This window comes from Campylobacter hyointestinalis subsp. lawsonii (assembly GCF_013372165.1).
Classification (GTDB): domain Bacteria; phylum Campylobacterota; class Campylobacteria; order Campylobacterales; family Campylobacteraceae; genus Campylobacter; species Campylobacter lawsonii.
This window is the reverse complement of record NZ_CP053828.1, coordinates 643555-665256: the sequence shown is the minus strand read 5'-3', so window position 1 is coordinate 665256 and position 21702 is coordinate 643555. Positions and strand designations below refer to the sequence as shown.

Here is a 21702-nt window from a genome sequence, read left to right as displayed (position 1 = left end):
TATAAAATCATAAAACAATATAAAAGTATGTAAAAATCGGCGTTTGCAACGAATTTAGATAAAATTTTACTAAAATTTTAATCTTACTTGGGAGCACAAAATGGCAAAGCATAAAAATAACGATGATTTGTATGGCAGATTTGATTTATTTAGTATGGCAGACGCCCATCCTGAATATTTTGGCAATGATAGTCTTGGCTTGATTATCGAAAAGGCAGCCGATATCGATAGGCAAGTTGATGAATTGCAAATCAATTTATTAACCGCCGATCCTGCCGAAGAAGTAGCAAATGAAAATATCAAACAAATTGAGCCTTTAAAGCAATTCAACAATATTTTTACTGATCTAAAATTAGATCAAGTAATAGAGCTCGGTGGCGAAAAAGACAGATTTAGCAAGAACGTTGAAGCCATTAAACTTACAAATGAAATTTACCCAAAATTAGATCTTGGCAAAAAGGGAGAAATCGAGCTTAACATCACAAAAGAACAACAACTAGCAATTGCTAGTTTTTCAGGCTGGGGTGGCATTAATGGACTATTTGATGAGCGAAATGAAAAATGGCAAAATGAAAGAAATGAGCTAAAAAAGTTACTTTCAGAAGATGATTATAATGCTGCAAAGCGTTCAAATTTAACAGCATATTACACACCAAAAAATATTGTTAAGGCCATGTATAATGGACTTGAAAAACTTGGCATTAATACAGATGAGCCAAATTTACAAAAGAAAATTTTAGAACCCAGTGTTGGAAATGGTTCGTTTATTACTTTTAATGAAAATAAAAATTTTCATTTTACTGGTCTTGACATAGAACCTTTGACAATAAAAATGAATAAAATTTTATATCCAAATCAGCAAAATTATAATATTGGATATGAAAAATTTAGACACGATGAACAATTTGACGCAGTTATAGGAAATCCACCTTTTTTAGATGTGCCACTTTATGATAATACTCATCACGATATTTTTGGTTCGGCTCACAACTTTTTTATACAAAAAGCAACCCAATATAGCTTAAAAGAAGATGGAATTAGTGCATTTGTAGTAAGTCGTCATTTTATGGACGCCAAATACAACTCTGCAAGAGATGAAATAGCACAAAACCATACATTTTTAGGGGCTGTGCGTTTGCCAAACAATATTTTTAAGCACACAGAAGCAGAAACGGATATTATTTTCTTACAAAAAGGCAAACATCCTGAATACAATAAAGAAATCTCAAAAATAAAAGCAACTCAAATAACAGAAGATGGCATTGAATTAAAACAAAGTATCAACCAATACTTTATTGAAAATCCGCAAAATATACTAGCCAAGCCAACATATCGCACAGGACAATTTGGTAAAGGTATTTTTTATGAGCCAAAAAATGATGAAAATTTCAATCTTGATTTAGCAATAGAACATTTTATACAAGAACAGCTACCAGCAAATATATATAAATGGCGAGAACCTGCTCCGATCGTTGATTTTATCATTGAAAGCTACGATGATAACTATGAATATGTCAAAAATTTAAAAGAAAATAGCCTATTTATCCATAATGGAGAAGTTTGTAAAATAACAAGCTCACTAGGCGATGAAATCAGGGCTTCAAAGGTAGAGAATTTAAGTTTAGCTGTTCAAAATCGTATAAAAAAATACATACCACTAAGAGATAAGTTAAAAGAGCTTATTGCATTAGAGCAAACCAATATCAAGGACGATGATTTAAAACTGTGGCAAACAAGAGAGCAGTTAAACATCTTATTAGATAGCTATCACGCTAGTGAAGGTTTTTTATCTGGAAACAAAGCATCAGCATTTAGAAATTTGGATATTGAGTTTAGCAAGGTCAAGGCATTAGAAAAAAACTATAAAAAGTCCGAACGTGCAAAAGATGGTAAAGAAGCCGTAAAAGAAAGTTGCGAAAAAGCAAACATACTACTTCGCCGAACAATTGGTTTTACGCCTGAAATTTTATTTGACAATGAAAAAGATGGTGTTTTAGTAAGTATGTATCAATATGGAAAAATTGACACTGACTATATCGCACAAAAATTAAACAAATCAAAGATTGAAGTTGAAGATAAAATTATTGAAGATAAGTTAGCTTTTTATGATCCGCAAAAATTAATAAATGGCGAACGTGAGCTAATATTTGCACCTATTTATTTAAGCGGAAATGTTAAAGAGAAATTGCAAATAGCAAAAGACTTGCAAGATATATACACAGATCTTATGCAAAATAATGTTAATGAGTTAAGTAAAGTTATACCACAAGATATTAGCTTTGTAGATATTGATACAAGATTTGGAAGTTCTTGGATACCAGTAAAATATTACAATGATTTTTTAGAACACGAGCTAAAAACTAGTAACTACGAAGAACAAGCTTGGAAGCTTAAAAATTTAGGCTCTATGGGTTGGCAAATAGATGGCGATAAGGACTATTTTTCACAATATGCTAGATACAATTACTCTGTTGAAGTTAAAGGACTTACAAATCAAAGATTAATTGATGGATATTATAAAATTCATCAAAATATAGGAAATAACAAAAGCGTATATGACATAATTGAAAGTGCATTAAACAACACGCCTATTAAAATTATGGAAAGAACCGATGAGCCTATGCTAGATCAAGAAGGTAATATAAAATACGACAAAGAAGGTAACATCATATACAAACAAGTAATTAATCCTGAAAAAACAGCAGAAGCAAATGCAAAAATAGAAGCTCTAAAAACTAAATTTAATGAATGGATTTATAGTGATAGAGCAAGAGCAAAAGAGCTTGAACGCATTTATAATGATAAATTTAACTGCTATGTAAAAGCTAAATTTGAAGGAGATGGTTTAGAATTTAATGGACTTGATAGCAATATAAATCTTAGAAAGCACCAAAAAGACGCTATTTTTAGAAGTATGGTGCAAAAAAATATATTATTAGACCACGAAGTTGGAGCTGGAAAAACTTACGCAGCAATAGCTGCTGTTATGAAGCAAAAAGAGCTTGGCCTTGTAAAAAAACCTCTTATAATTGTGCCAAATAACCTCGTAACACAATGGGATCAAGGTTTCTTTGAAGCATTTCCAAATGCTAATGTGCTAGTAGCTGATGAAAACTCACTAAGCCCAAAAGAAAGAGATGAATTTTTAGCAAATATAGCAAATAACGATTGGGATGCAGTTATTATTAAATATACTCAAATAGAAAAACTGCCAGTGCCATTTGAAACTCAGCAAAAAATTTTAGACAATGAAATTTATGAACTAAAAGAAGCACTCAGATATTACGAAGAACGTGATGAAGTAACAAACAAACGTTCAGCTCGTCAAATTGAAAAGATGATAGCAAAAACCGAACAAAAATTTGAAAAATTAATTGAAGACAGAACAAAGTCTAAAATTATGGATTTTTCAATGCTTGGCGTAGATAGTATAGTTGTAGATGAAGCACATAATTTTAAAAATTTAGGCGTAATTTCACCTATGAACGCAAAAGGAAAAGGAGCAAATATTTCAAGCAAAAGAGCTTTAAATATGTTAGCACTTACTACTTACATCAACGATAAAGACGATGGAAAGGTTATGTTTTTAACTGGAACGCCTGTTTCAAATTCATTGAGTGAAATTTATAATATGCAAAGATACTTGCAACCAAAAGAACTTGAAAAACTAGGTATAGACAGCTTTTCAAATTGGGCTAGTAATTTTGCAGGTATAGATATAGCACCAGTAAGGGATGCAAGTGGTCGTATTAAAATGGAGGCTAGATTTTCATCTCTTACAAATTTACCTGAACTTTCAAATATGTTAAGTCAGACAACAGATACAATCACAAACGATGATATTAAAGCATTTTCAAAAACATTTGTCCCAAATAAAGAAGTAATTTATATAAAAAGTGAAAAATCAAAACGAATTGCTGAATATATAGGAGAACCTGATGAAAATGGCTTATATCCCAGCCACTCAATCACAGGACGACTTATTCATATGGAAGGCGGCGGATATGATCCAAAAATAGATAATCCACTTAAAGTAACAAGTGATGCCAAAAAAGCAAGTATTGATTTTAGGCTCATTGATCCGACTGCACCTGATTACATAAACTCAAAAGTCAATATTGCTGTTGATGAAATTTTTAAAGAGTGGGAAAAATGGAGCGAACAAAAAGGCACACAGCTTGTATTTTTAGATGTTGGCACACCACAAAGTGGCAGTGAAAAATCTTTCAACTTAAAATTAGATGAAAATTTAAGCAGAGAAGAAATTAAGACTGAGTATGTGGATGAATTTGAAAATATTAATGACACAATAGACAAAAATGAAATAAGCATAAATGACCTTGATGAAAATGGAGAAGTGCAAATAAAAGATGATTTTGATGATAGTAGATTTTTTCTTTATGGAGATATTTATAAAAAATTAACTCAAAAAGGAATACCAAGAGAACAAATAGCATTTATTCACGATGCAGTCAGCAACGAAGAAAAGGCTGAACTTTTTAGAAAGGTCAATAATGGCGAAGTTAGAGTGCTTTTAGGAAGTCGTGCAAAAATGGGAACTGGCGTAAATGTGCAAAAACGTATTACCGCACTTCATCATATTGATTGCCCATGGCGACCAAGTGATATAACGCAAAGCAATGGTAGAGCCATAAGACAAGGCAACATTTTTTACGAAAATGACCCTGAGAATTTTATTATTAAGGAATTTAGACATATCACGCCTGGCACTTTTGATGAAAGAAACTGGGAGTTGCAAAGCAAGAAAAATGAAGCAATTTTAAATTTCAGGAAAGGAATTGTTGGTGAACGCAGCCTTAGTGGCTTTGAAGAGGATTTGCTAAATTCAAACGAAGCACGTGCAGTAGCCAGTGAAAACCCACTTATCTTTACAGAGTTTGAGTTAAACGAAGCCATTAAAAAGGAAAAAAACGAGATCAAACGCTATAAAGAACAAATTTTCTCAAACGCAGACGAGCAAGAGAAAAATAATGCAAAAATAGCCAAGCTTACAGCACAAATACCTAAAATCAATACTATTAAACAGGTAGTGAAACAAAATACAAAAGAAAATTTTACTTGCAAGATCAATAAATTTCAAGCTTCTGTTGCTCAAGGTGGATTTGAAGCAATCTCACACGAATTTATTATTCCAAAATATAAAGAAGTAGATTTTATGAAATTTAAAGATGAGCTTTCAAAAAGTATGTTTGAAACAAATCAAAACAAAAACGATAAATCTCTCTTGTTCGATATAGCTTTTAAAAATTCTACTAGTTTTGAAGCAGTTAAAGAAAAGCTAGAAAGCAATAATAATAATATTATGCAAGAATTTAAAAATGCTACCTTAAAAGACTATGAATTTAAATTAAATGGCGATATGCAAAAACCAGTTGAGCTAAATTTTATAAAAGATATAATCAAGCCTGAGCTTGATAGCATAGAGGCAAAACAAGATCAAATGGCTGGTATGTTACTTGGTAATATAAATTTATTGTTTGCCGCAAAAGATACACCAAGAGAGATTATGGAATACAAAGGATTTAAAGTCATAGGCACAGCAACCAAGACAGCCTTTGAAGGCAATGTTGTATTTTTTAAGCTTGTAAATCAAGAACACGAGATAGAACTAGAACCAAGATCGCTCGAGTATCACGATGATAAATTGCGAGGCATAAGTGCAAGAGAGCAAATCAATCTAAAGGGCTTTATTACTAGGATCAATAATGTTCTAAGCGATGAAGCGCTGCAAAAGAGGTTAGAGAAAAACACGACCGAGCTAAAAACATTGCAAGAAGCAAATGCAACCCTAAAAGAATGGTCGGAAAATAACCAAACCTATCCAAAGCAAGAGCTTTTTAATAGACTGCAAAAAGATCTCGAAATTTGCAACGCCGAAAACGACAAGATGATGGTCGATAGACAATATAAAAGTGAGTGGAGAAGCGGCGCACTTGAAGAATACAAAAACTGGGATAAAGCCCAAAAGGCAAAAATGCTTGAGAAGCTAAAAGAGCAAAACCAAAACATACAAATTCCAGTGGCACAATCCGCCATAAAACCAGCTCAAGCCACGATAGCCCAAAGAGAAGAAAAATCAACCGACAAAGGTCGAGGCTTTTAATTTGATACATTTTAGAATTATATTAAACAATTTAATATAATTCTAAATTATTTAATATCTACAAAAAATAACCGAGAAATTTATACGAGAACCCAGCAGGAGAAATAATTATTTATAATATTAAATTATATTTTATTATTTAATATTATTTTAAACTTTTTTATATTATAATTCTTTCAAACTTCAAGATAAAGGAGAAAAGATGTTGCCAAACACGCCGCAGGACTATCCTACTGGCTTTGCAGTGCCTATATGGTATGCACACCTTATAGAGCAAGTTGGCGAAGACGCCATTGAAAAACTTGGCTTTTACCCAAATGAAAGACTGCTTGAGAGTGCAAAAAACCTAGTAGCCAAACAGGATCAAACACTAGCTAACTTTTTTAGCCAAAAGATTTTTTGGGGTATTTTCTACAAAAATCACGGCAGCGAGGAAGAAGCCTTAGCAGTAAATAACCGTAGGATTATTCCGCTCGTATGGCTTAGACAGATCGCCGATAGCAAATTTGCGAGCTCGCTTAAAGAGATCGCAAAGATTGCCAAAAATGATCTGGAACAGCTCATTTACGAAGCCATTTTGTATCAAGAGTTTTTTGAGTTACAAATTTTAATAAAAGACGAAAGCATAGCGTGGCTTAAAAACAATGCTACAAAAGGTGAAATTTTAAGACATCAAGGCTTTAATGAAATGCTTGGATACAAGTATTTTCTAAAACGAGTTAGAGAAGGTCTTATGTTTTCGGATAAGACTTATGAAAATGGTTTTGATGAGCGAAAGCTGCCAAAATTTAGCCAAATGGTAGCAGATGGAGATGGTGCATTTTTACCTTGCTCACTGCTTAAAAATGAGCTGCATTTTGGTGGCGGAAACTGGCAAATAGAATATGAGTTTGTTGCCGATGGCGACTATTAATCTATATTATATTAAATTTTAAAATAATTTAATATAATAAAAAATAATTTAATAAAGGATAAAACTATGAAAAATTTAAGTAAAGTTGCACTTGGTGCGTTGGTTGCTGCTATGTTTGTTGGTTGTGGCGAAGAAGCTAAATTTGGAGATAAAGAATATACTCACGACTACTTAAACGATAAAGTAAATGCGAAAACATTAGTTGAACTGGTAGAGTTTTGTGAAGCAAATAAAAATGCAAATTTAAGCACAATTCAAATGAAAAACTGCGAGTTGGGAAGTTTTATCAAGCACAAAAAAAATCAAAACTGGAGTGTGCTTACTGGCGATAATGAACCAACTGAGTGGGAAAAATTAGTTCAGCAATACGGAAGTAAAAAATAAAAGCCAAATTTTAAAGGATAAAGAATGTTAATTGCAATCACAAACGAAAAAGGCGGTAGCGGTAAAACAAATATTGCCATAAATTTAGCCGTAAAACTATCTCTTATGGGCGATGAAACGCTATTAATTGACGCTGATCCGCAAAGAAGCGTAGATGTTTTTACAGATATTAGAGCTGATAGCTCTTTGCCACTGCTTTTTAATAGTGTATCAAAAATAGGCTCATCGCTGCTAAAAGAGATACAAAGCTTAAAACAAAAATATGATAGCGTAGTGATTGATACTGGCGGTCGTGATAGCTCTGAAATGCGTCAAGCCTTAGCAGTTTGTGATATTGCAATTATCCCAGTTATCCCAAGCGATCTTGATATTGCGGTATTAAATAAGATGATTTTGGTATTTGAACAAGCTAAAATTTACAATCCCAACGCAAAAGCACTGATTGTCATATCAAAAGCTTCACCAAACCCATTTTTAGCCAAAAAAGTTAAGGCTTTGCGTGATTATATTAGCGAGAAAAATTTAGATGATATTTTTTTAATGAATAGCATTATTTATGAAAGAGAAGCTTACCGAAACGCATTTTCGTTAGGTATGGGCGTAAGCGAATACTGCAAAAATAATGAAAATGCTGAGATTGATTTTGAGAGCTTTTTTGACGAATTAGTTAAATTTGTAAATAATTAAAAATAATAAAATATTATTTTTTAAAGTTTTAAATAATATAATATGATAAATTTACAAGGGCGAAAAAATGCTTACAAAAGATGAAATCTTAGACTATTTAAAAGAGATTAAACCAAAATTACAAGAAGACGGCATTATAAAACTTGGGCTTTTTGGTAGTTTTGCAAAAGATAGTGCCGATATCGCAAGCGATGTGGATATTACAATAGAAACTAGCAAGGATTTTATAAATAAATTCAAAGGTTTTAATGGCTTTATATATTTAGATGATTTAAGAAGTGATTTTATGCATAAATTTAAAAGACAAGTTGATATATGCGACACAGCCTCAATGTCTTTACAAAAACAACAAAATTTACTAACAGGAGTGATTTATGTCTAGCAATACAAAAACAAACGAAAGACTTATTTTGATTAAAGATAAAATTGAAAAAATTTTTGAAATTTGTGAGAATGGAATAGTTGCCGCACTAGATGATGAAACACTAAAAAGACCTGCTATTTTAATGCATCTTGTAGCTTGTAATGAGCAATTACAAAAGATACAGGATAGTGGCGATATAAAAGCACTATCAATATTTACGCCAGAAAATATTAGGGGGCTTAGAGGGGTAAGAAATGCTACGGCTCACGATTATGAAGGGGTAAATTTATCAATAATAGAAGATGTCATTAGAGAATATCTGCCAAGCATCAAAACAAATATAGATAAATTTTTAGCAACCCAGCAAGAAATCAATAATGAAAACAGCCCTAAAGCAATCCTTTCAAGACTTGGCGATGCTTATACTAAAAAGATAGAAAGCGGAGCAATTAAACAACCACAAATAAGCAAAAAATCAAAAGAAAAGGAAAGATGATGGGAATTTTGGATAAAAAAAAGGAATTCGCGTTTGTAAATAACGCAAGTGTTACCGCAAGTAGCAATGTAAGTGAGTTTATAAATTCAGGCGCAGCGGACAAAAAAGAAGATAGAAAAAGCAATGCCGGTCGACCTAGAAAAGAAGGCGAAAAGCCAATAGCGGTTGCAATATATCTAATGCCAAGCGAAAAAGAGCGACTAGAAAACGAAGCAAAAGAGCAGTTTATGAGCCTGTCAGGGTATCTAAAACAAAAGCTTTTGGCGTAAAATAGGCACTATCTTTGAAAGTCGTGCTTTTTTACAGCTGTTTCTTTGCTATCGCTAGATTGAATTTTATCAGTTTTTTGTGTGTTTTGCAGGGCCCTAGCCTTGCTAACACCATTCTTGTTTTGTCTTTTATTGATAGTTTGACTTTGTAAAGTTATATTAGAGGCTTGTGATTTTTCTTCGCCTAAAATTTTATATTCGCTCTTTTTCTTTTCACTCTCACTTAGTGGCTTTAATTCAACTTCTCGCTTGCCCTCAACTGAGCAATCCCATACATTTTTATACACAGTTTTTTCATACCATTGTTTGGTTTTCTTATCATAAATTTTCTTTACGACTGCTTCTTGATCGGTTACCGTAAAACGAGCCCAATCGCCATTTGTAACATTATATTGTTCCATTAGTTTTTCTAAATGCTTGCCCCAAAGGATGGTTTCTTTACCTTTTCTAGTTTCAAATTTAACATAGTAAGACTCTTCCACGTGTTCCTCTAGTGAGAAATTATATTTTGCCTTTCCATATCCAGTGATCTTGTAATGGTGCGGCTTGTGTCCATCCCAAGGATCAGGGTATTTATCTCTTGCGAATTCCTTTTGTTTGCGTGAAAAATTAGTTGCCTTATAGCCTAATTCGGTTAGATTTTTCGCAAACTCATTGCGTAAATCATCGAGATCGACTGGAGCAATCTTGATCCTATTACCATTGCAATCAACAGTTTTCAAATCCAAATGACAATGCGGATTGTCCGTATCATTATGGATTGCTAATATAAAAAGATTGTTTGGAAATTTTTCTTTAATAGTTTTCATCGCCGCATTTTTAATATCATCCACTGGTATATTGTTTTCGCCCTTCATCGAAAAAACCATATGTAAAACTTCGTTTTTTTCTTTTAAATTTTGATCTTCTTCTATGTCCTTTTTACTTGGGATATTATATATTCCATCTTGAAAGAAAGCAGCAGTCTCGTCTAAATTTTTAGAACAAAAAATATCTCCACCACTACTTGGATCATTAATAAAAACATCCAACAATTCATCGCGACTGATATATTTTATATGATTTTTTAATTGATTAAAATTCTTGTCCGAGCCAGTGATTTTTATCAAAACTTGTGAATTGTATCCATTTTTTTTAGTAAGCAGTTTTGTGGTATAATCTCTTTGGGCTTTATTAAATTTTTGAGTTATAAAGCCTTTGCTTGAAATATAATTGTTCCATATTTTATCTTTAAAACTTTGTGGTGAGTTAAAATATTTACCTTGTTTTCGCTCGAACTCACTCCAAACTTTCTTGGCTTTTAGAAAATTATCATCGTCTAAATATGACTTTAATTTACGGCTCATCTTAGCTTAACTCGTAAAAACTTCTTTTGTTCTTTTATAAATTTTTCAGCCTCGAGCACCTGCTGTTTTATTTGATTTACCAGCTCATCAACTGCACCTTTGTCAAAATAAGTCGCTCCGTCTTGTTGTATAGCTCTAAGAAAAATGTTTAAATTTATGCCAACTCGCTTGATTGAATAATTTACTCTTGCAAACTCATTTATGGTATCGTTGCTTAAAATTTTCTCATCATACATATGACTTAATACCAAAAATTTTGAAAATTTATTTACGCTTGAAAATCCATTTTCTTTACCGAGTTTTTTTAAAATTTCAAACTCATCATCGGTAAAAAAGTTTTTAACTTCTTTGGTGTTTTCTTTATATAGATTTGTATTTTTAATCTGCAAAAGAGGATAATTTTCTTTAATGGTATCAGCAAAATTTTTATCTCGCTGTAGAAAAAACAAAAGTAAATTGACTGTTTCATTGAGTGATTTTACTTGCATTTTTTCTTTTAGACTTTGCAAATACTCTAAATTTTCGCCATCAATTCTGAAAGCCTTTAACTCTTTTGCCATATTAAAGCACCCTTTCATTTTTTAATTTTCCATAAAAACTTTGCTACTGCAAAGCCCACAAGAGCCTCGCAGAGTATTTGCCTTTTTCGAATATTTTGTATAACAAAATAGGAGAAAAAGGCTATCCTGCAATCTAACTTTTTACAGTGAATTATATCACAACTTTTGTTGAAAAAATATCAAAATTATGCTAAAATATCAAAAAATATCAAGCAGTAAATATATACAACAAATAAAGAAAAAATAGATATTATTTCTTATATAGTATATTTTAATGCTTGATAAATATCAAAAAATATCACAAAGGAGAACCAATATGGCTAAACTAACCGCAGCGGAAAAGCTACTCAAAAATGAGGAGCAACTAAAAAGGCTTTCAGAGCAACGAAAGCAGATTTTAAATGAGATCAAAGAAGAGAACGAACAAAAGTTTAAAGACATCGGTATAAAAATAACTGATGCCGTAAAAACAAATGAGCAGTTCAAGCTTGATTTTTTAAATTTAGTTGCCGAGCATAAAATCGCAATTGAATTTTTGGACTAAACAGTTGCTTGGACTAGGAGTATAAATTGAAAGTTTTATCAACAATAATAATTGGATTGATTTTAGCTGGATGTGGCAACGAGGCACAATACACTCAAGCACATAAGATTTATAAAATATGTTTTGAAGGGCGTGAGTTAAATGCCATTTTTTAATCAACACTTAGAACTTAAAGCCGAATTTGATAGAAATATTGATATTTTAGGATTATCTAAATTTAGATCAGCCCTTGATGAATTATCAAAGAAATTTTACGCTCTATACTATACCGATAGTCTTGTTCATTTTTTGAATATAGACAGTGAAGCTTTGGAATTTTTTGATACAAATTTTAGCAAACTAAGCAAGTTTATAAAAGAAATCAAGCCTATTGAATGCGAAGCATTAAGCATAGATATTTCGAGTAAAAACGAAATGATAATATCATCATCTAGCGTTACTTTTCAAAACAAAGAGAGTAAATTTATTTTCCTTAGATCATCTATTTATAAATCAAAAATTTACATAAAAGACAATTATACTATCTTTATAGGCGGTGAGTATAAAGGTAAATTTTGCTTCTATGAAGCAACCTTAAATAACATCTCAACGATATGCTATAAATCTGCGACAATGCGTGAATTTTTTAATATTTACTTTTCTTATTTATCAAAATTACATCTACCATTAAAAGATATAAAACTAGACTTTGAAAGAGACCCATTGTATATAAAATCTCCTTTTAAATTTAGCTCACTTGAAAATTTTATAAATAAAAAAGAGCTTTTTGTTAAAAAATATCCAAAAGAGAATTTTCTAAATGCTACCAATAAAAGCACTTTATCTGCTTCATATTTGGTACTAAAAACAAAGAAACATATTCCGCAATCAGACTATCAAGAGATCATAAATTTTATTCTGCGAACTAGTCCTAAAATATCAACCAATCATCAAGCTTCACTTTTAGTAGGCAAAATTTTAAAAAGCTATCTATGCTTTAAAATACAATCAGATGAAAAAAGCAAGAACCAAATAATTTACGATTATGTCAATATGGCTTTAGAGCAAGGAGAAAATGTAAATTTAAAAATCAAATCATTTAAAAGAATAAAAGCCGAACACGATAGATTAATGTTAAATATAGAGCTAGAACGTGCGCCTGAAGTAAGATTAAACAAAGACAATCCTTTTTTACGTCTAAAACTTCCAAGCGATATAAAAATGCTAACAACCAAGCAAGAGATGGTTGAAGAAGGAGTGATTAATCACAATTGTGTAGCTTCATATATAGAAAATGTAAATGCTAACAGATGTTTTATTTGTTCTCTAAGAAGAGACAATGAGAGATACACGATTGAGATTAGGCGATCAAAAAACAAATTTTGCTTGGCACAGATTAAGGGCTTTTCAAACAGTGAAGCACCAAGCGAGATAATAGAGTATGTAAATAGTGCAATATTAGCGAATAATAAAACTGTAATCTACGAGTGAGAACGCTACAATGTAGTAAATTTCATCAGAAATAAATTAAATAAGCAAAGAGATGGATAAATATAAAATGCAAATTTTAGATTTATTTAGCGGTATTGGTGGATTTTCACTTGGCTTTGAGAGTGCAAATTTTAAAGATTATGACTTCTTAAAGCTACCTACTAAGCAAGAAAGCGTAAATGACGGCTTTTTTAAAACGACGGCATTTTGTGAGATTGACATAAATTGTCATAAAGTTTTAAAAAAACACTGGGCGGACGCCCCTATCTTTAACGACGTAACTAAAATCACAAAAGATGATTTAGCCCCACTTGGCAAGATTGACATTATCACTGGCGGTTTTCCATGTCAAGATTTAAGCCGTACTGGTAAAAGAGCAGGTTTAAGCGGTAGTCGTAGCGGGTTATTTTCTGAAATTTTAAGATTAGCAAGGATAACAGATGCAAGATTTATTCTCTTTGAAAACGCCTCAGAGCTCATCACAAACAAAGCCTACTTTAAGGTTTTTACGCAAGAGCTTAGGTTATGTGGATATGAATACCGAGCTTTTTTACTTCGAGCTAGTGCCTACGGATATATGCACGAGCGAAAAAGGGCGTATGTTATTGCCTACTCCGGTAAAGTCAGACACTTTTGCGATGAAATGCTTTTCAGTGAAGTGTCAAATGCTAACATTCAAGAACCATCAAGAGAGATTATATCCATACATAATAGACGCCTTTGGCGAAAAGCAAACGGATATGAAAACGATTTGCGAGATATACGAAAAGATGATGGGTTTTGCGAGAACGTGGAGCGAATAGGAATGCTTGGTAATAGTGTGGTGCCTGAAATAGTGGCTAGATTTGCAAGATTTATCAAAAGGATAGAAAGGTAAAAAAATGAGAGAGATTCGTTTTAGAGCATTAAGTAAAGCAGATAAACAAATGTTTAACGTGGATTATATGAAGTTAGATTTTGGTAAAGTGCCGTATGTTAATGGCGAAGTTTTTTCTGAAAATGACGGCTGGATTACTTATGAGCTTGATGATGATTTTGAACTTATGCAATATACGGGCTTAAAAGACAAAAACGGCGTAGAGATTTATGAGGGCGATATCATAAAAGCTAAATTTATAAAAGACAGCTCGGAGACTACTGGCTGGGTAGAGTATTTTGATAAAGACGCCTCCTTTATCTGCCATTTAAAAGGTGGCGATTACGCACTTCTTGTTGCACTTAGCGAACTTGAAGTAATAGGCGATATCTATAATAACAAAGAGTTTTTAAAAGGATAAAAAATGAACTATGAAGCAGTATTTTTTATAATGATTGAAAGTATGAAAAAAATGGGTTTTGATGGTTTTTTTGCTTGGTTTTTCTTTATTTGTATTACGTGGGTGTTCTTAATAGCAATTAGTTTAGAGCTATCAAAGGGATTAAGCATAAAAAAATCTGTGTTAGATTTGTATGATGGTATTGTTTTAATTGCGTTACTTATCGTTTGGATTTATGGGATTTATTGTTATGGGAAATTTAAGATAATATAATGCCTAAAATGCATCTAAATATGTTGCTGTATTTTTTGCAAATAAATCAAAAAAATTATAATTTAACTGCCTTTTTAATATCATTTACAATTCTATTTCTTACTTCATTAGCAAGGGCGGATTTTGCCCTTGTAAATCCACTGCCTTTTATATAGCTATCTAGAGCGTTTTTTAGATATGGATTTGCTTTAGTGCCTGGGTGATTTACCTTTTTACCAAAAATTATGCCAGATTTTTTATTTGCTAAGACTCTTGCTTTTTTAACCTTGATCATATGCGGTTTTGTGCCAAAATAGACAAATTTAGCATATGGCGCTAGTTTTGTATTGCCTATAGTCACGCTTTTATCATTTACGCTGATTACTTGGATATCTCTAAGTTCAATATCTCTTATATTGTCGCAACATTCAATTCTTTGTTGCAGACCATATGAGAGCTGTAACTATTCCTATTATCACAAGTGACCAAAAGCAAAAGGGAGCAAAATTTTCAATTGCCACTTCTAAAGAATGCAAACCTTCTCTTGCTATTTGCTCTATGGTTTTATTGCTTTCTTCTATCATTGCAAAACCTATTATGTCTATATTATTCATTTTTTCTCCTTTAAACTGAATATCTCTAAGTTCAATATCTCTTATATTGTCGCAACATTCAATTCTCTGCTGCAGACAATATTAGTGGCTTTTAACACAAAATTACCTTTCTCAAAATAGAAAGAAATTTCACCCATATTTATACCTCGCAGTTTAAAAATTTAAATTGCATAGTAAAATACTTTTAATGTGTTGTAGCTTAAATTTATAAATTTCCAACTCCTGACTATTAAAGTAAAGTGGCAAAATTTCGGTTAAAAGTATTTGTAACTTCTATATTATTCATAGATGATATTTCTCTCTTTCTTATATTTATCTATCAATTCTTGGTAAAATTTGATTGCTCTTTTTGTTTCAAAATACCCCATTATAAAATGATACTGGAGATATCCAAAAAATGATAAAAAGCAAACTTTATCAAAAATGCCTTGTTCTGAATGAAACGTCAGATAAAATAAGCATATACTAAAAATCGCCGTAATTACTATTTTAAACAATCTAAGCTCACTTTTTAACTCATCTATAGTTCCCATTGGATACATCCTAAATTTTAATCAATTTTCATTGCTCTAACTTTGTTTTTTAGCTCTTCTTATTTTACTTTCTCTCTTGCGCTTACACTATCTTTTGTTCTTTATTTTGTTCCATAATTTCCTCATTTTTCTTCCACATTTTCAATATTACAAAATATCTTTTTATTGCAATTGCCATATCCTTTTAGACGTTTGATCTTAAAAAGCTTGCCATCAAATTTATCAAACAACTTCCATAGTGTATTGCGACCGACTATCTCAAGATAGTTTTTGTTTGCTAACTTTTGTATAGCATTAGCAAGATCGCTTTGAGAAATTTCGCTTTTTTGATCTACAATCTCTTTTGCTAGTTGTAATGAAATTTTTTCCTTTTCATTTAATCCAAAAAAATCATCTTTGATAAATTCTAGGCTCAAATTTTTAGTATCTATTTGAACTACTGCTTCTTTTGTATGGCTTCGACGCTTCTTTGGCTTTAAGCTTAAAATCATTGTATTGTCGGCAACTATTGCATTGTCGGTTTCATTTTGCAGATAATACGCTTCATCCACACTATCCATAAAAGCAGTTGCACCTTTGTAGTTTTCATCATTTTTATCCATACCTTGCTTCGGTTGATGGTGTAAGAAAATAATAGTAGCCCCTTTATCCCTAATGCTTTGCAGATCCGCCATAAATTTGGTAATATTTTCATCTTTACTTAGACTGCCATTGATGAAATTTCTAACACTATCAATAATGACAAGTTTATTTTTTAAATCGCCAAATTTAGCTTTTTTATTTATATTTTTAAAAAGACCAAACCTACTTAGGCTATTTGATAGAATGTATTTTAACTTGCCATTACTATCATCAACAATCTTATCGGCTTGCCTATTTTGTAACATATCGACGCCATTATCGGCATCAAAATATAAAATTTCATCGATTTTGGCATTATTTTTTATCAGGTAATTACAAAGATGTAGTGCGAACATTGTTTTTCCACTACCAGCACCAGCATAGATCATATTTAGGCTTTGCTTTGATATAAAATTTGGTATTAGCCACTCAAATTTTGCATTTTTTGTATCCAAAAGTTTTAAACCCTTGATATTTAAGATATATTTTGATAAAATATCGTCGTTCTGTAGGTGGGCTGCTGACTTCATATTGTAGCCCCCTTAAATTCTAACTTCTCCATTATTTAATCTCTTGTTTTTTAAGCCACTCATTTACACTAGCTATACTATATAAGATTTTTTTGCCTATTCTAATATATGGCAACGGTGGAATTTTAGAACTATATTTTTCAGTATAGTTTCTTCTAAACCTAAGTCTATTTTGCTTTGATTTGCTTATACCAAACATCTCTTCAAACTGCTCCGGCGATATAAAATCTCCTTGCATTTTGATTTCTTGGTTATCCACTATTTCAATCATTTTGAAACCTTTATATAAAATTATAAAAATCAAAAATCATTTTAAATCATTAATGCTTATTTTTTACTTAATATATTAAAATATTGCCTAGTTTTTGATATAATATTATTAAAAACTATGGAAAAATAATATGAAAACAAACGGATACGGCGATAAATTAAGAAAATTACGCAATGCTTACGGACTTACACAAAGTGAATTTGGTGACAAGATAGGAATAAGTAGAGTTAGGGTTAATTCCTATGAAAACAACATTACCCCACTTCCTATGCAAGTAAAATACAAAATAGCTGAGGCTACTGGTATTAATATTGAATATTTTGATAACGATATAGATTTGGCTACTGCAATCAGTAAATACGGCATAAGTTCCGAAAATGGCAAACTGCAAATAAAAACCAATAAAGAGACAATTTGCACCATATACGATGACTTATACGACTTTGCAAATGGTAGGTATAGCATTGATCCATATCTGCAAAAGGTTCAAATTTTAACAAAGCTCTTTAATTTATCAAAGCCATATGACTATAATTTTGTAGTCGCCACTAACAAAAAAGCTATCCCATTTGCAAGCGATGGAGATATTTTAGTGATCGTAAAAGACAATATACCAAAAGACAATGCTCTTTTGATCTTAAAAGTAAATGATGAAATTCTAGTTAAGTATTGCAGAATAAATCCCTTCAATCAAAATATTAAGCTTTTTTCAACCAATGATGATTTTTCAAATATTGAGTTATCACAAAAAGAACTTTACGGAGTTGAATTTTTAGGATATATTGTAAATATCTTTAGAAATTATCAACCTGAAGTCTAATTTTAAACATAATTTTTTCTTTATTGGTATGGGGGCTTGGGGGCTTGCCCCCATGTTTCAAGTAAAAGTTCAAAATTTGGCTTTGCCAAATTTTGATTTACCTATTGTCCTGGTTTTGTTTCTTTTTCAAAAGACAATAGTTCCCCTTCCTTTATACTTTCGTAAGTGTATAAGTGTATTAGTAGATTTTTGACAATAAAAAACAACTAATTATAACTTGTAAAAAATAAATAAATTATAAACAATACAAATAAGCTAATATGGTAATTTTTGGAGTAATTATTTGATATATTTTATTCTATGTCCCATAAAATGTGATATTTTATGATATTTGATAGTCCTGGTAAACCCACCATTTAATATCTTATATCCATTCAAATCCTTTTTTATTTATTCAATTTTATTGCCTATTTTTCATACTTGGAGAGAGTTTTCTAGTGCTGTTTTTTCTCAATTGATTTTGAAAAAATACTATTAATTCTCAAAAAATTTTACTACTAATTAAGTCGCTACTAAGTCACTATTAAAGAAGTTATTATGGCTAATATTTCAAAGGCTTGTTTGAGTGATAAGGATAAGACAAAAGATATTTTGCTGTTGTGGGAAATCCTAAGGAGCTTGAAATTTATATAAAGGAAGCAAGGTTTTTTTCAATTACTATTTATGAGGCAAAAAACATAAATACAAATTAGAAGAGTTTAGGCTTATAATGTGCTTAAGGCTAGGAGAGATGCCATAGTTATTTTGTTATGATTTAAAAGGTTATGTCTTTCTAGCCCTTAATACAAACGGACATCTACATAGGGACACACTAAGCAAGGCTATAAGAAATTTGGGTGGTAAAAACAGATATAGTGGCATTGACACGGATTTAGAGCCACATTTAGAACTATATATTCTAAAAATAAGGCTGAACTTTTAAATTTAGGCATAAGTGAAGAAACAATTGAGAGCAGAGTTAAACGCCACTCATATGAAAGAGAAAAAGTCACCATAAAACAAAAAGCAAAACTTTTAGAGTGGTATGGGGATTATCTAAATTCTATTGAGCCGCTTGGGGTTTAGTTCTATTTTGTCCTAGCTTTTTTGGACTTTTCCCCTACTTTTCCCTATATCTGTATGTGATAAAAATTTTTGATTAGTTTTATTATTTTTTGAAATTGTTTGATGCGTGACTGCTAAATAATTTTTATTATTAATACTAGCTCTTGCGTTAGATATTTTACAAGAGTCAATTTAACTTATCAACTTATATCTTATCATATTGTGTTTGGCTTCTCGCGCGATAGTTTAAAGGTGATTTTTAAATTTATCCATAAATCTTTATAAGGAATTCTTGCGATAAACTTCGACATCTTAAATTCGCTTTTAAACAAGCTATTAATTCAATGCCAAATAACAACTGCAAGTAGTTTATAACTAATCGATTAAAGCCATTATTAAATTTGATTATTTTGACAACATAAATTTAACAACTACTAAACAATTTAGATTTATAATATTCTCATATTGTTTTAAGGAGAAATATATGAAAAAATTATCCCTAGCCTGTCTGTGTGCTTGCTTACTCAATGCTACTTCGTTTAATGCGCCTATGAGTGAGTATATAGCAGAGCTAAAATCAGAGGCTCTAAAGTTAGATCCAAATTTCAAAGATTTTGATGCTTTGAGGGGTGAGAAAATCTTCACAACCAAGCATATCGGCAAAAATTCTCAAGAGCTTTCTTGCCAAAGCTGTCACGGAAACGACCTGAGAAAAGAAGCTACAAATTTCTTTACCAACAAAACCATTCCACCACTCTCACCAAGCGCTAATCCATCTAGGCTAAGCGATGTCAAAGAGGTAAAAAAATGGCTAAAAAGAAATTTCAAAGATGTCTATTTAAGAGAGGGAACCGCCATAGAAAAGGGCGATGTCTTATACTATCTAATCAAGCAATAAAGGATAAAAAATGAGATTTTTACTATTTATTTTTGTAGCGATTTTAAGCTTAGAAGCAAAGGGGCTAGATGTAAGGCCTGTCGATAACGAGCTATATAAAAAAGAGTGTGCCACCTGTCATTATGGCTATCAGCCTGGACTTTTGCCAACTCAGTCGTGGGAGTTTATAATGCAAAATTTAGAAAACCACTATGGGAGCGATGCGAGCATTGATGATGAGACAAATAAAAGCATTCTTAGCTATCTTTTGGCAAATGCTAGTCAAAATGCGATGAACTATAAAAGAAGTGCCAAAATCACAAAATCCCTAGAAAACGGCGTTTTATACAAATCAATAACTCAAATCCCATATCATATCAAAAAGCATAGAAAGATAGAAAAATGGATGATAACGCAAAAAGAGGTCAAGACTCTATCTAACTGCACCGCCTGCCACAAAAAAGCCGATCAAGGCATTTATGGTGATGATAGCGTAAATATACCAAATTACGGGGTTTGGCGTGATTAAAAGCTATATTTGGAGTTTTGCGGCGAGATTTTCTCATCTTGCCTTGATACTTAGCTTTGCTCTTGCTTATGTGTTTAGCGAATTTAATGATTTGGTGTATTTTCACGCTGCTTTTGGTGTGATATTTGGTGTGGCGATCGTATTTAGGGTAGTTTGGGGATTTATAGGGACGAAATACTCTAAATTTAGCGATTTTAAATTCAAAGGACTAATTAGCTATTTTGGCTCATTTTTGGATAAAAAAGAGAGATTTATCGGTCATAATCCCGCTTCAAGTATAGCAATTATCATTATATTATCTCTTGGATTTGTCTGTGTGCTCTCTGGATTGATGCTTTATGGCGTGGATAAAAATAGTGGAATTTTCGCTTTTTTATATGATAGTTATGCGAAATTTGAATTTACAAAATCCATCCACGAGTTATTAGCAAATACCCTTTTATTTGTAGCGATTATCCATATTTGTGGGGCTTTGATAGATAAATTTATACACAAAAATGATTCTATAAATTCTATGATAACAGGCTATAAACTCACTCAAAATGATGAGAGCATAAGGGCAAATTTAGCTCAAAAAATATTTTGTTTTGTCTGGATTTTGGCTATTATCGTAATATTTTTATATATCTTTAATAAAGATAATTTTATCTTAAAATCTCGCGATTTGCATGTAAATTATAGAGCGCAAAATGCCGTATTTGCCAAAGAGTGTGGCAGCTGCCATATGATTTATGCGCCATTTTTGTTGCCTAAAAAATCGTGGGAGATAATGATGGCAAATTTAGAAGATCACTTTGGCGATGATGCTAGCGTGGATGAAAAAACAAACAAAGAAATATTAAATTTCTTAATATCTAATTCAGCCGAACAACAAGGCAACAAAACAGCATTTAACATACTAAAATATGCAAAAAACGACCAAAATATCGCCATCACTCAAAATGAATACTGGATACAAAAGCATAGAAAAATAGATGAAAAAATCTTTTTAAAGAGCGATATCAAGTCAAAAGCAAATTGCGCAGCTTGCCATAAGGGCATCGAAAATGGCGTAATTAGCGCGATTGAGTATGAAAAGATAAGATAATCAAACATTTAATGAGTTTAAAATTTGCTTATAACTCAATAAAGCTATATTTAAGATTTATAAAATAGCTTAAATGCTTTATTTGATGATTTTATCAATACTATATTAAGC

24 protein-coding genes are annotated in these 21702 nt (G+C 31.5%); 17 read left to right on the top strand and 7 right to left on the bottom strand.

The window, feature by feature from the left end:
- Positions 1-100 precede the first annotated feature (100 nt).
- From CHLWT_RS03380 to CHLWT_RS03350, 7 genes are all read left to right on the top strand, one after another.
- Complete coding sequence (locus CHLWT_RS03380; protein WP_112000447.1) at positions 101-6124, top strand: helicase-like domain-containing protein; 6024 nt, start codon at positions 101-103, stop codon at positions 6122-6124.
- Between the two features lie 202 nt (positions 6125-6326).
- Positions 6327-7037 (top strand): hypothetical protein, encoded by a 711-nt coding sequence (locus tag CHLWT_RS03375; protein ID WP_112000446.1) that lies wholly within the window; start codon positions 6327-6329, stop codon positions 7035-7037.
- Positions 7038-7103: 66 nt separating this feature from the next.
- Positions 7104-7421 carry a hypothetical protein gene (locus CHLWT_RS03370; RefSeq protein ID WP_112000445.1) on the top strand — a complete coding sequence of 106 codons (318 nt, stop codon included), beginning with the start codon at positions 7104-7106 and terminating at the stop codon, positions 7419-7421.
- A 24-nt stretch (positions 7422-7445) separates the two neighbouring features.
- A complete protein-coding gene (locus tag CHLWT_RS03365) occupies positions 7446-8108 on the top strand; it encodes an AAA family ATPase (protein WP_059429736.1) in 663 nt (220 codons plus the stop codon).
- 67 nt (positions 8109-8175) lie between these two features.
- Positions 8176-8490 (top strand): nucleotidyltransferase family protein, encoded by a 315-nt coding sequence (locus CHLWT_RS03360; protein ID WP_112000444.1) that lies wholly within the window; start codon positions 8176-8178, stop codon positions 8488-8490.
- Entirely contained in the window at positions 8483-8968 is a 486-nt protein-coding gene (locus CHLWT_RS03355; protein ID WP_112000457.1) for a HepT-like ribonuclease domain-containing protein, read from the top strand. Before CHLWT_RS03360 ends, CHLWT_RS03355 begins: the two co-directional genes overlap by 8 nt.
- Positions 8968-9237 carry a hypothetical protein gene (locus tag CHLWT_RS03350; RefSeq protein ID WP_112000443.1) on the top strand — a complete coding sequence of 90 codons (270 nt, stop codon included), beginning with the start codon at positions 8968-8970 and terminating at the stop codon, positions 9235-9237. The genes CHLWT_RS03355 and CHLWT_RS03350 overlap by 1 nt, the downstream gene beginning before the upstream one ends.
- Before the next feature lie 8 nt (positions 9238-9245).
- Here CHLWT_RS03350 and mobP1 read toward each other — a convergent pair whose 3' ends face one another.
- Together mobP1 and CHLWT_RS03340 are read right to left on the bottom strand one after the other, a co-directional pair.
- Positions 9246-10583: a MobP1 family relaxase gene (gene mobP1, locus CHLWT_RS03345; RefSeq protein ID WP_112000442.1), complete on the bottom strand. Its 1338-nt coding sequence runs from the start codon at positions 10581-10583 to the stop codon at positions 9246-9248.
- The gene (locus tag CHLWT_RS03340; RefSeq protein WP_035148446.1) at positions 10580-11143 is read right to left on the bottom strand and encodes a hypothetical protein; all 564 of its coding nucleotides are present in this window, start codon (positions 11141-11143) and stop codon (positions 10580-10582) included. Before CHLWT_RS03340 ends, mobP1 begins: the two co-directional genes overlap by 4 nt.
- Before the next feature lie 316 nt (positions 11144-11459).
- Here CHLWT_RS03340 and CHLWT_RS03335 point away from each other — a divergent pair, with 316 nt between their 5' ends.
- Genes CHLWT_RS03335 through CHLWT_RS03315 form a run of 6 tightly spaced genes read left to right on the top strand, consistent with a single transcriptional unit; the run spans position 11460 to position 14686 of the window.
- Positions 11460-11687 carry a hypothetical protein gene (locus CHLWT_RS03335; RefSeq protein WP_065841845.1) on the top strand — a complete coding sequence of 76 codons (228 nt, stop codon included), beginning with the start codon at positions 11460-11462 and terminating at the stop codon, positions 11685-11687.
- 26 nt (positions 11688-11713) lie between these two features.
- Positions 11714-11842 carry a hypothetical protein gene (locus CHLWT_RS09545; protein ID WP_002850937.1) on the top strand — a complete coding sequence of 43 codons (129 nt, stop codon included), beginning with the start codon at positions 11714-11716 and terminating at the stop codon, positions 11840-11842.
- On the top strand, positions 11829-13157 hold the full coding sequence (locus CHLWT_RS03330) for a PcfJ domain-containing protein (RefSeq protein WP_112000441.1): 1329 nt from the start codon (positions 11829-11831) through the stop codon (positions 13155-13157). The genes CHLWT_RS09545 and CHLWT_RS03330 overlap by 14 nt, the downstream gene beginning before the upstream one ends.
- A gap of 52 nt (positions 13158-13209) precedes the next feature.
- Positions 13210-14034: a DNA cytosine methyltransferase gene (locus tag CHLWT_RS03325; RefSeq protein ID WP_112000440.1), complete on the top strand. Its 825-nt coding sequence runs from the start codon at positions 13210-13212 to the stop codon at positions 14032-14034.
- A gap of 4 nt (positions 14035-14038) precedes the next feature.
- Positions 14039-14434 (top strand): YopX family protein, encoded by a 396-nt coding sequence (locus CHLWT_RS03320; protein WP_112000439.1) that lies wholly within the window; start codon positions 14039-14041, stop codon positions 14432-14434.
- Between the two features lie 3 nt (positions 14435-14437).
- The gene (locus CHLWT_RS03315) at positions 14438-14686 is read left to right on the top strand and encodes a hypothetical protein (protein ID WP_112000438.1); all 249 of its coding nucleotides are present in this window, start codon (positions 14438-14440) and stop codon (positions 14684-14686) included.
- 55 nt (positions 14687-14741) lie between these two features.
- On the opposite strand, the gene CHLWT_RS03310 is transcribed toward CHLWT_RS03315, so the two are convergent.
- The 5 genes from CHLWT_RS03310 to CHLWT_RS03290 form a co-directional block, all read right to left on the bottom strand.
- A complete protein-coding gene (locus CHLWT_RS03310; RefSeq protein WP_176320854.1) occupies positions 14742-15026 on the bottom strand; it encodes a hypothetical protein in 285 nt (94 codons plus the stop codon).
- Between the two features lie 67 nt (positions 15027-15093).
- Complete coding sequence (locus CHLWT_RS03305; protein ID WP_112000437.1) at positions 15094-15279, bottom strand: hypothetical protein; 186 nt, start codon at positions 15277-15279, stop codon at positions 15094-15096.
- Between the two features lie 278 nt (positions 15280-15557).
- Positions 15558-15812: a hypothetical protein gene (locus CHLWT_RS03300; RefSeq protein WP_025370361.1), complete on the bottom strand. Its 255-nt coding sequence runs from the start codon at positions 15810-15812 to the stop codon at positions 15558-15560.
- Positions 15813-15934: 122 nt separating this feature from the next.
- The gene (locus tag CHLWT_RS03295) at positions 15935-16963 is read right to left on the bottom strand and encodes an AAA family ATPase (RefSeq protein ID WP_111996208.1); all 1029 of its coding nucleotides are present in this window, start codon (positions 16961-16963) and stop codon (positions 15935-15937) included.
- A 31-nt stretch (positions 16964-16994) separates the two neighbouring features.
- Positions 16995-17234 carry a hypothetical protein gene (locus CHLWT_RS03290; RefSeq protein ID WP_002849934.1) on the bottom strand — a complete coding sequence of 80 codons (240 nt, stop codon included), beginning with the start codon at positions 17232-17234 and terminating at the stop codon, positions 16995-16997.
- A 130-nt stretch (positions 17235-17364) separates the two neighbouring features.
- Between CHLWT_RS03290 and CHLWT_RS03285 the strand changes: the two genes are divergently transcribed.
- The 4 genes from CHLWT_RS03285 (at position 17365) to CHLWT_RS03270 (ending at position 21591) form a co-directional block, all read left to right on the top strand.
- Positions 17365-18054: a LexA family transcriptional regulator gene (locus CHLWT_RS03285; RefSeq protein WP_002849933.1), complete on the top strand. Its 690-nt coding sequence runs from the start codon at positions 17365-17367 to the stop codon at positions 18052-18054.
- 1528 nt (positions 18055-19582) lie between these two features.
- Positions 19583-19996, top strand: coding sequence for a DUF1924 domain-containing protein (locus CHLWT_RS03280; protein WP_151062159.1), 414 nt, complete (start codon positions 19583-19585; stop codon positions 19994-19996).
- A gap of 10 nt (positions 19997-20006) precedes the next feature.
- Complete coding sequence (locus tag CHLWT_RS03275) at positions 20007-20504, top strand: diheme cytochrome c (protein ID WP_111999899.1); 498 nt, start codon at positions 20007-20009, stop codon at positions 20502-20504.
- On the top strand, positions 20497-21591 hold the full coding sequence (locus CHLWT_RS03270; protein WP_111999900.1) for a cytochrome b/b6 domain-containing protein: 1095 nt from the start codon (positions 20497-20499) through the stop codon (positions 21589-21591). The genes CHLWT_RS03275 and CHLWT_RS03270 overlap by 8 nt, the downstream gene beginning before the upstream one ends.
- Positions 21592-21702 lie beyond the last annotated feature (111 nt).

Excerpts from the sequence above, each read along its gene's own strand:
- CHLWT_RS03380 (WP_112000447.1), top strand. The coding sequence starts at position 101 with ATGGCAAAGCATAAAAATAACGATGATTTGTATGGCAGATTTGATTTA.
- CHLWT_RS03375 (WP_112000446.1), top strand. The coding sequence starts at position 6,327 with ATGTTGCCAAACACGCCGCAGGACTATCCTACTGGCTTTGCAGTGCCT.
- CHLWT_RS03370 (WP_112000445.1), top strand. The coding sequence starts at position 7,104 with ATGAAAAATTTAAGTAAAGTTGCACTTGGTGCGTTGGTTGCTGCTATG.
- CHLWT_RS03365 (WP_059429736.1), top strand. The coding sequence starts at position 7,446 with ATGTTAATTGCAATCACAAACGAAAAAGGCGGTAGCGGTAAAACAAAT.
- CHLWT_RS03360 (WP_112000444.1), top strand. The coding sequence starts at position 8,176 with ATGCTTACAAAAGATGAAATCTTAGACTATTTAAAAGAGATTAAACCA.
- CHLWT_RS03355 (WP_112000457.1), top strand. The coding sequence starts at position 8,483 with ATGTCTAGCAATACAAAAACAAACGAAAGACTTATTTTGATTAAAGAT.
- CHLWT_RS03350 (WP_112000443.1), top strand. The coding sequence starts at position 8,968 with ATGGGAATTTTGGATAAAAAAAAGGAATTCGCGTTTGTAAATAACGCA.
- mobP1 (WP_112000442.1), bottom strand. The coding sequence starts at position 10,583 with ATGAGCCGTAAATTAAAGTCATATTTAGACGATGATAATTTTCTAAAA.
- CHLWT_RS03340 (WP_035148446.1), bottom strand. The coding sequence starts at position 11,143 with ATGGCAAAAGAGTTAAAGGCTTTCAGAATTGATGGCGAAAATTTAGAG.
- CHLWT_RS03335 (WP_065841845.1), top strand. The coding sequence starts at position 11,460 with ATGGCTAAACTAACCGCAGCGGAAAAGCTACTCAAAAATGAGGAGCAA.
- CHLWT_RS03330 (WP_112000441.1), top strand. The coding sequence starts at position 11,829 with ATGCCATTTTTTAATCAACACTTAGAACTTAAAGCCGAATTTGATAGA.
- CHLWT_RS03325 (WP_112000440.1), top strand. The coding sequence starts at position 13,210 with ATGGATAAATATAAAATGCAAATTTTAGATTTATTTAGCGGTATTGGT.
- CHLWT_RS03320 (WP_112000439.1), top strand. The coding sequence starts at position 14,039 with ATGAGAGAGATTCGTTTTAGAGCATTAAGTAAAGCAGATAAACAAATG.
- CHLWT_RS03315 (WP_112000438.1), top strand. The coding sequence starts at position 14,438 with ATGAACTATGAAGCAGTATTTTTTATAATGATTGAAAGTATGAAAAAA.
- CHLWT_RS03305 (WP_112000437.1), bottom strand. The coding sequence starts at position 15,279 with ATGAATAATATAGACATAATAGGTTTTGCAATGATAGAAGAAAGCAAT.
- CHLWT_RS03300 (WP_025370361.1), bottom strand. The coding sequence starts at position 15,812 with ATGGGAACTATAGATGAGTTAAAAAGTGAGCTTAGATTGTTTAAAATA.
- CHLWT_RS03295 (WP_111996208.1), bottom strand. The coding sequence starts at position 16,963 with ATGAAGTCAGCAGCCCACCTACAGAACGACGATATTTTATCAAAATAT.
- CHLWT_RS03290 (WP_002849934.1), bottom strand. The coding sequence starts at position 17,234 with ATGATTGAAATAGTGGATAACCAAGAAATCAAAATGCAAGGAGATTTT.
- CHLWT_RS03285 (WP_002849933.1), top strand. The coding sequence starts at position 17,365 with ATGAAAACAAACGGATACGGCGATAAATTAAGAAAATTACGCAATGCT.
- CHLWT_RS03280 (WP_151062159.1), top strand. The coding sequence starts at position 19,583 with ATGAAAAAATTATCCCTAGCCTGTCTGTGTGCTTGCTTACTCAATGCT.
- CHLWT_RS03275 (WP_111999899.1), top strand. The coding sequence starts at position 20,007 with ATGAGATTTTTACTATTTATTTTTGTAGCGATTTTAAGCTTAGAAGCA.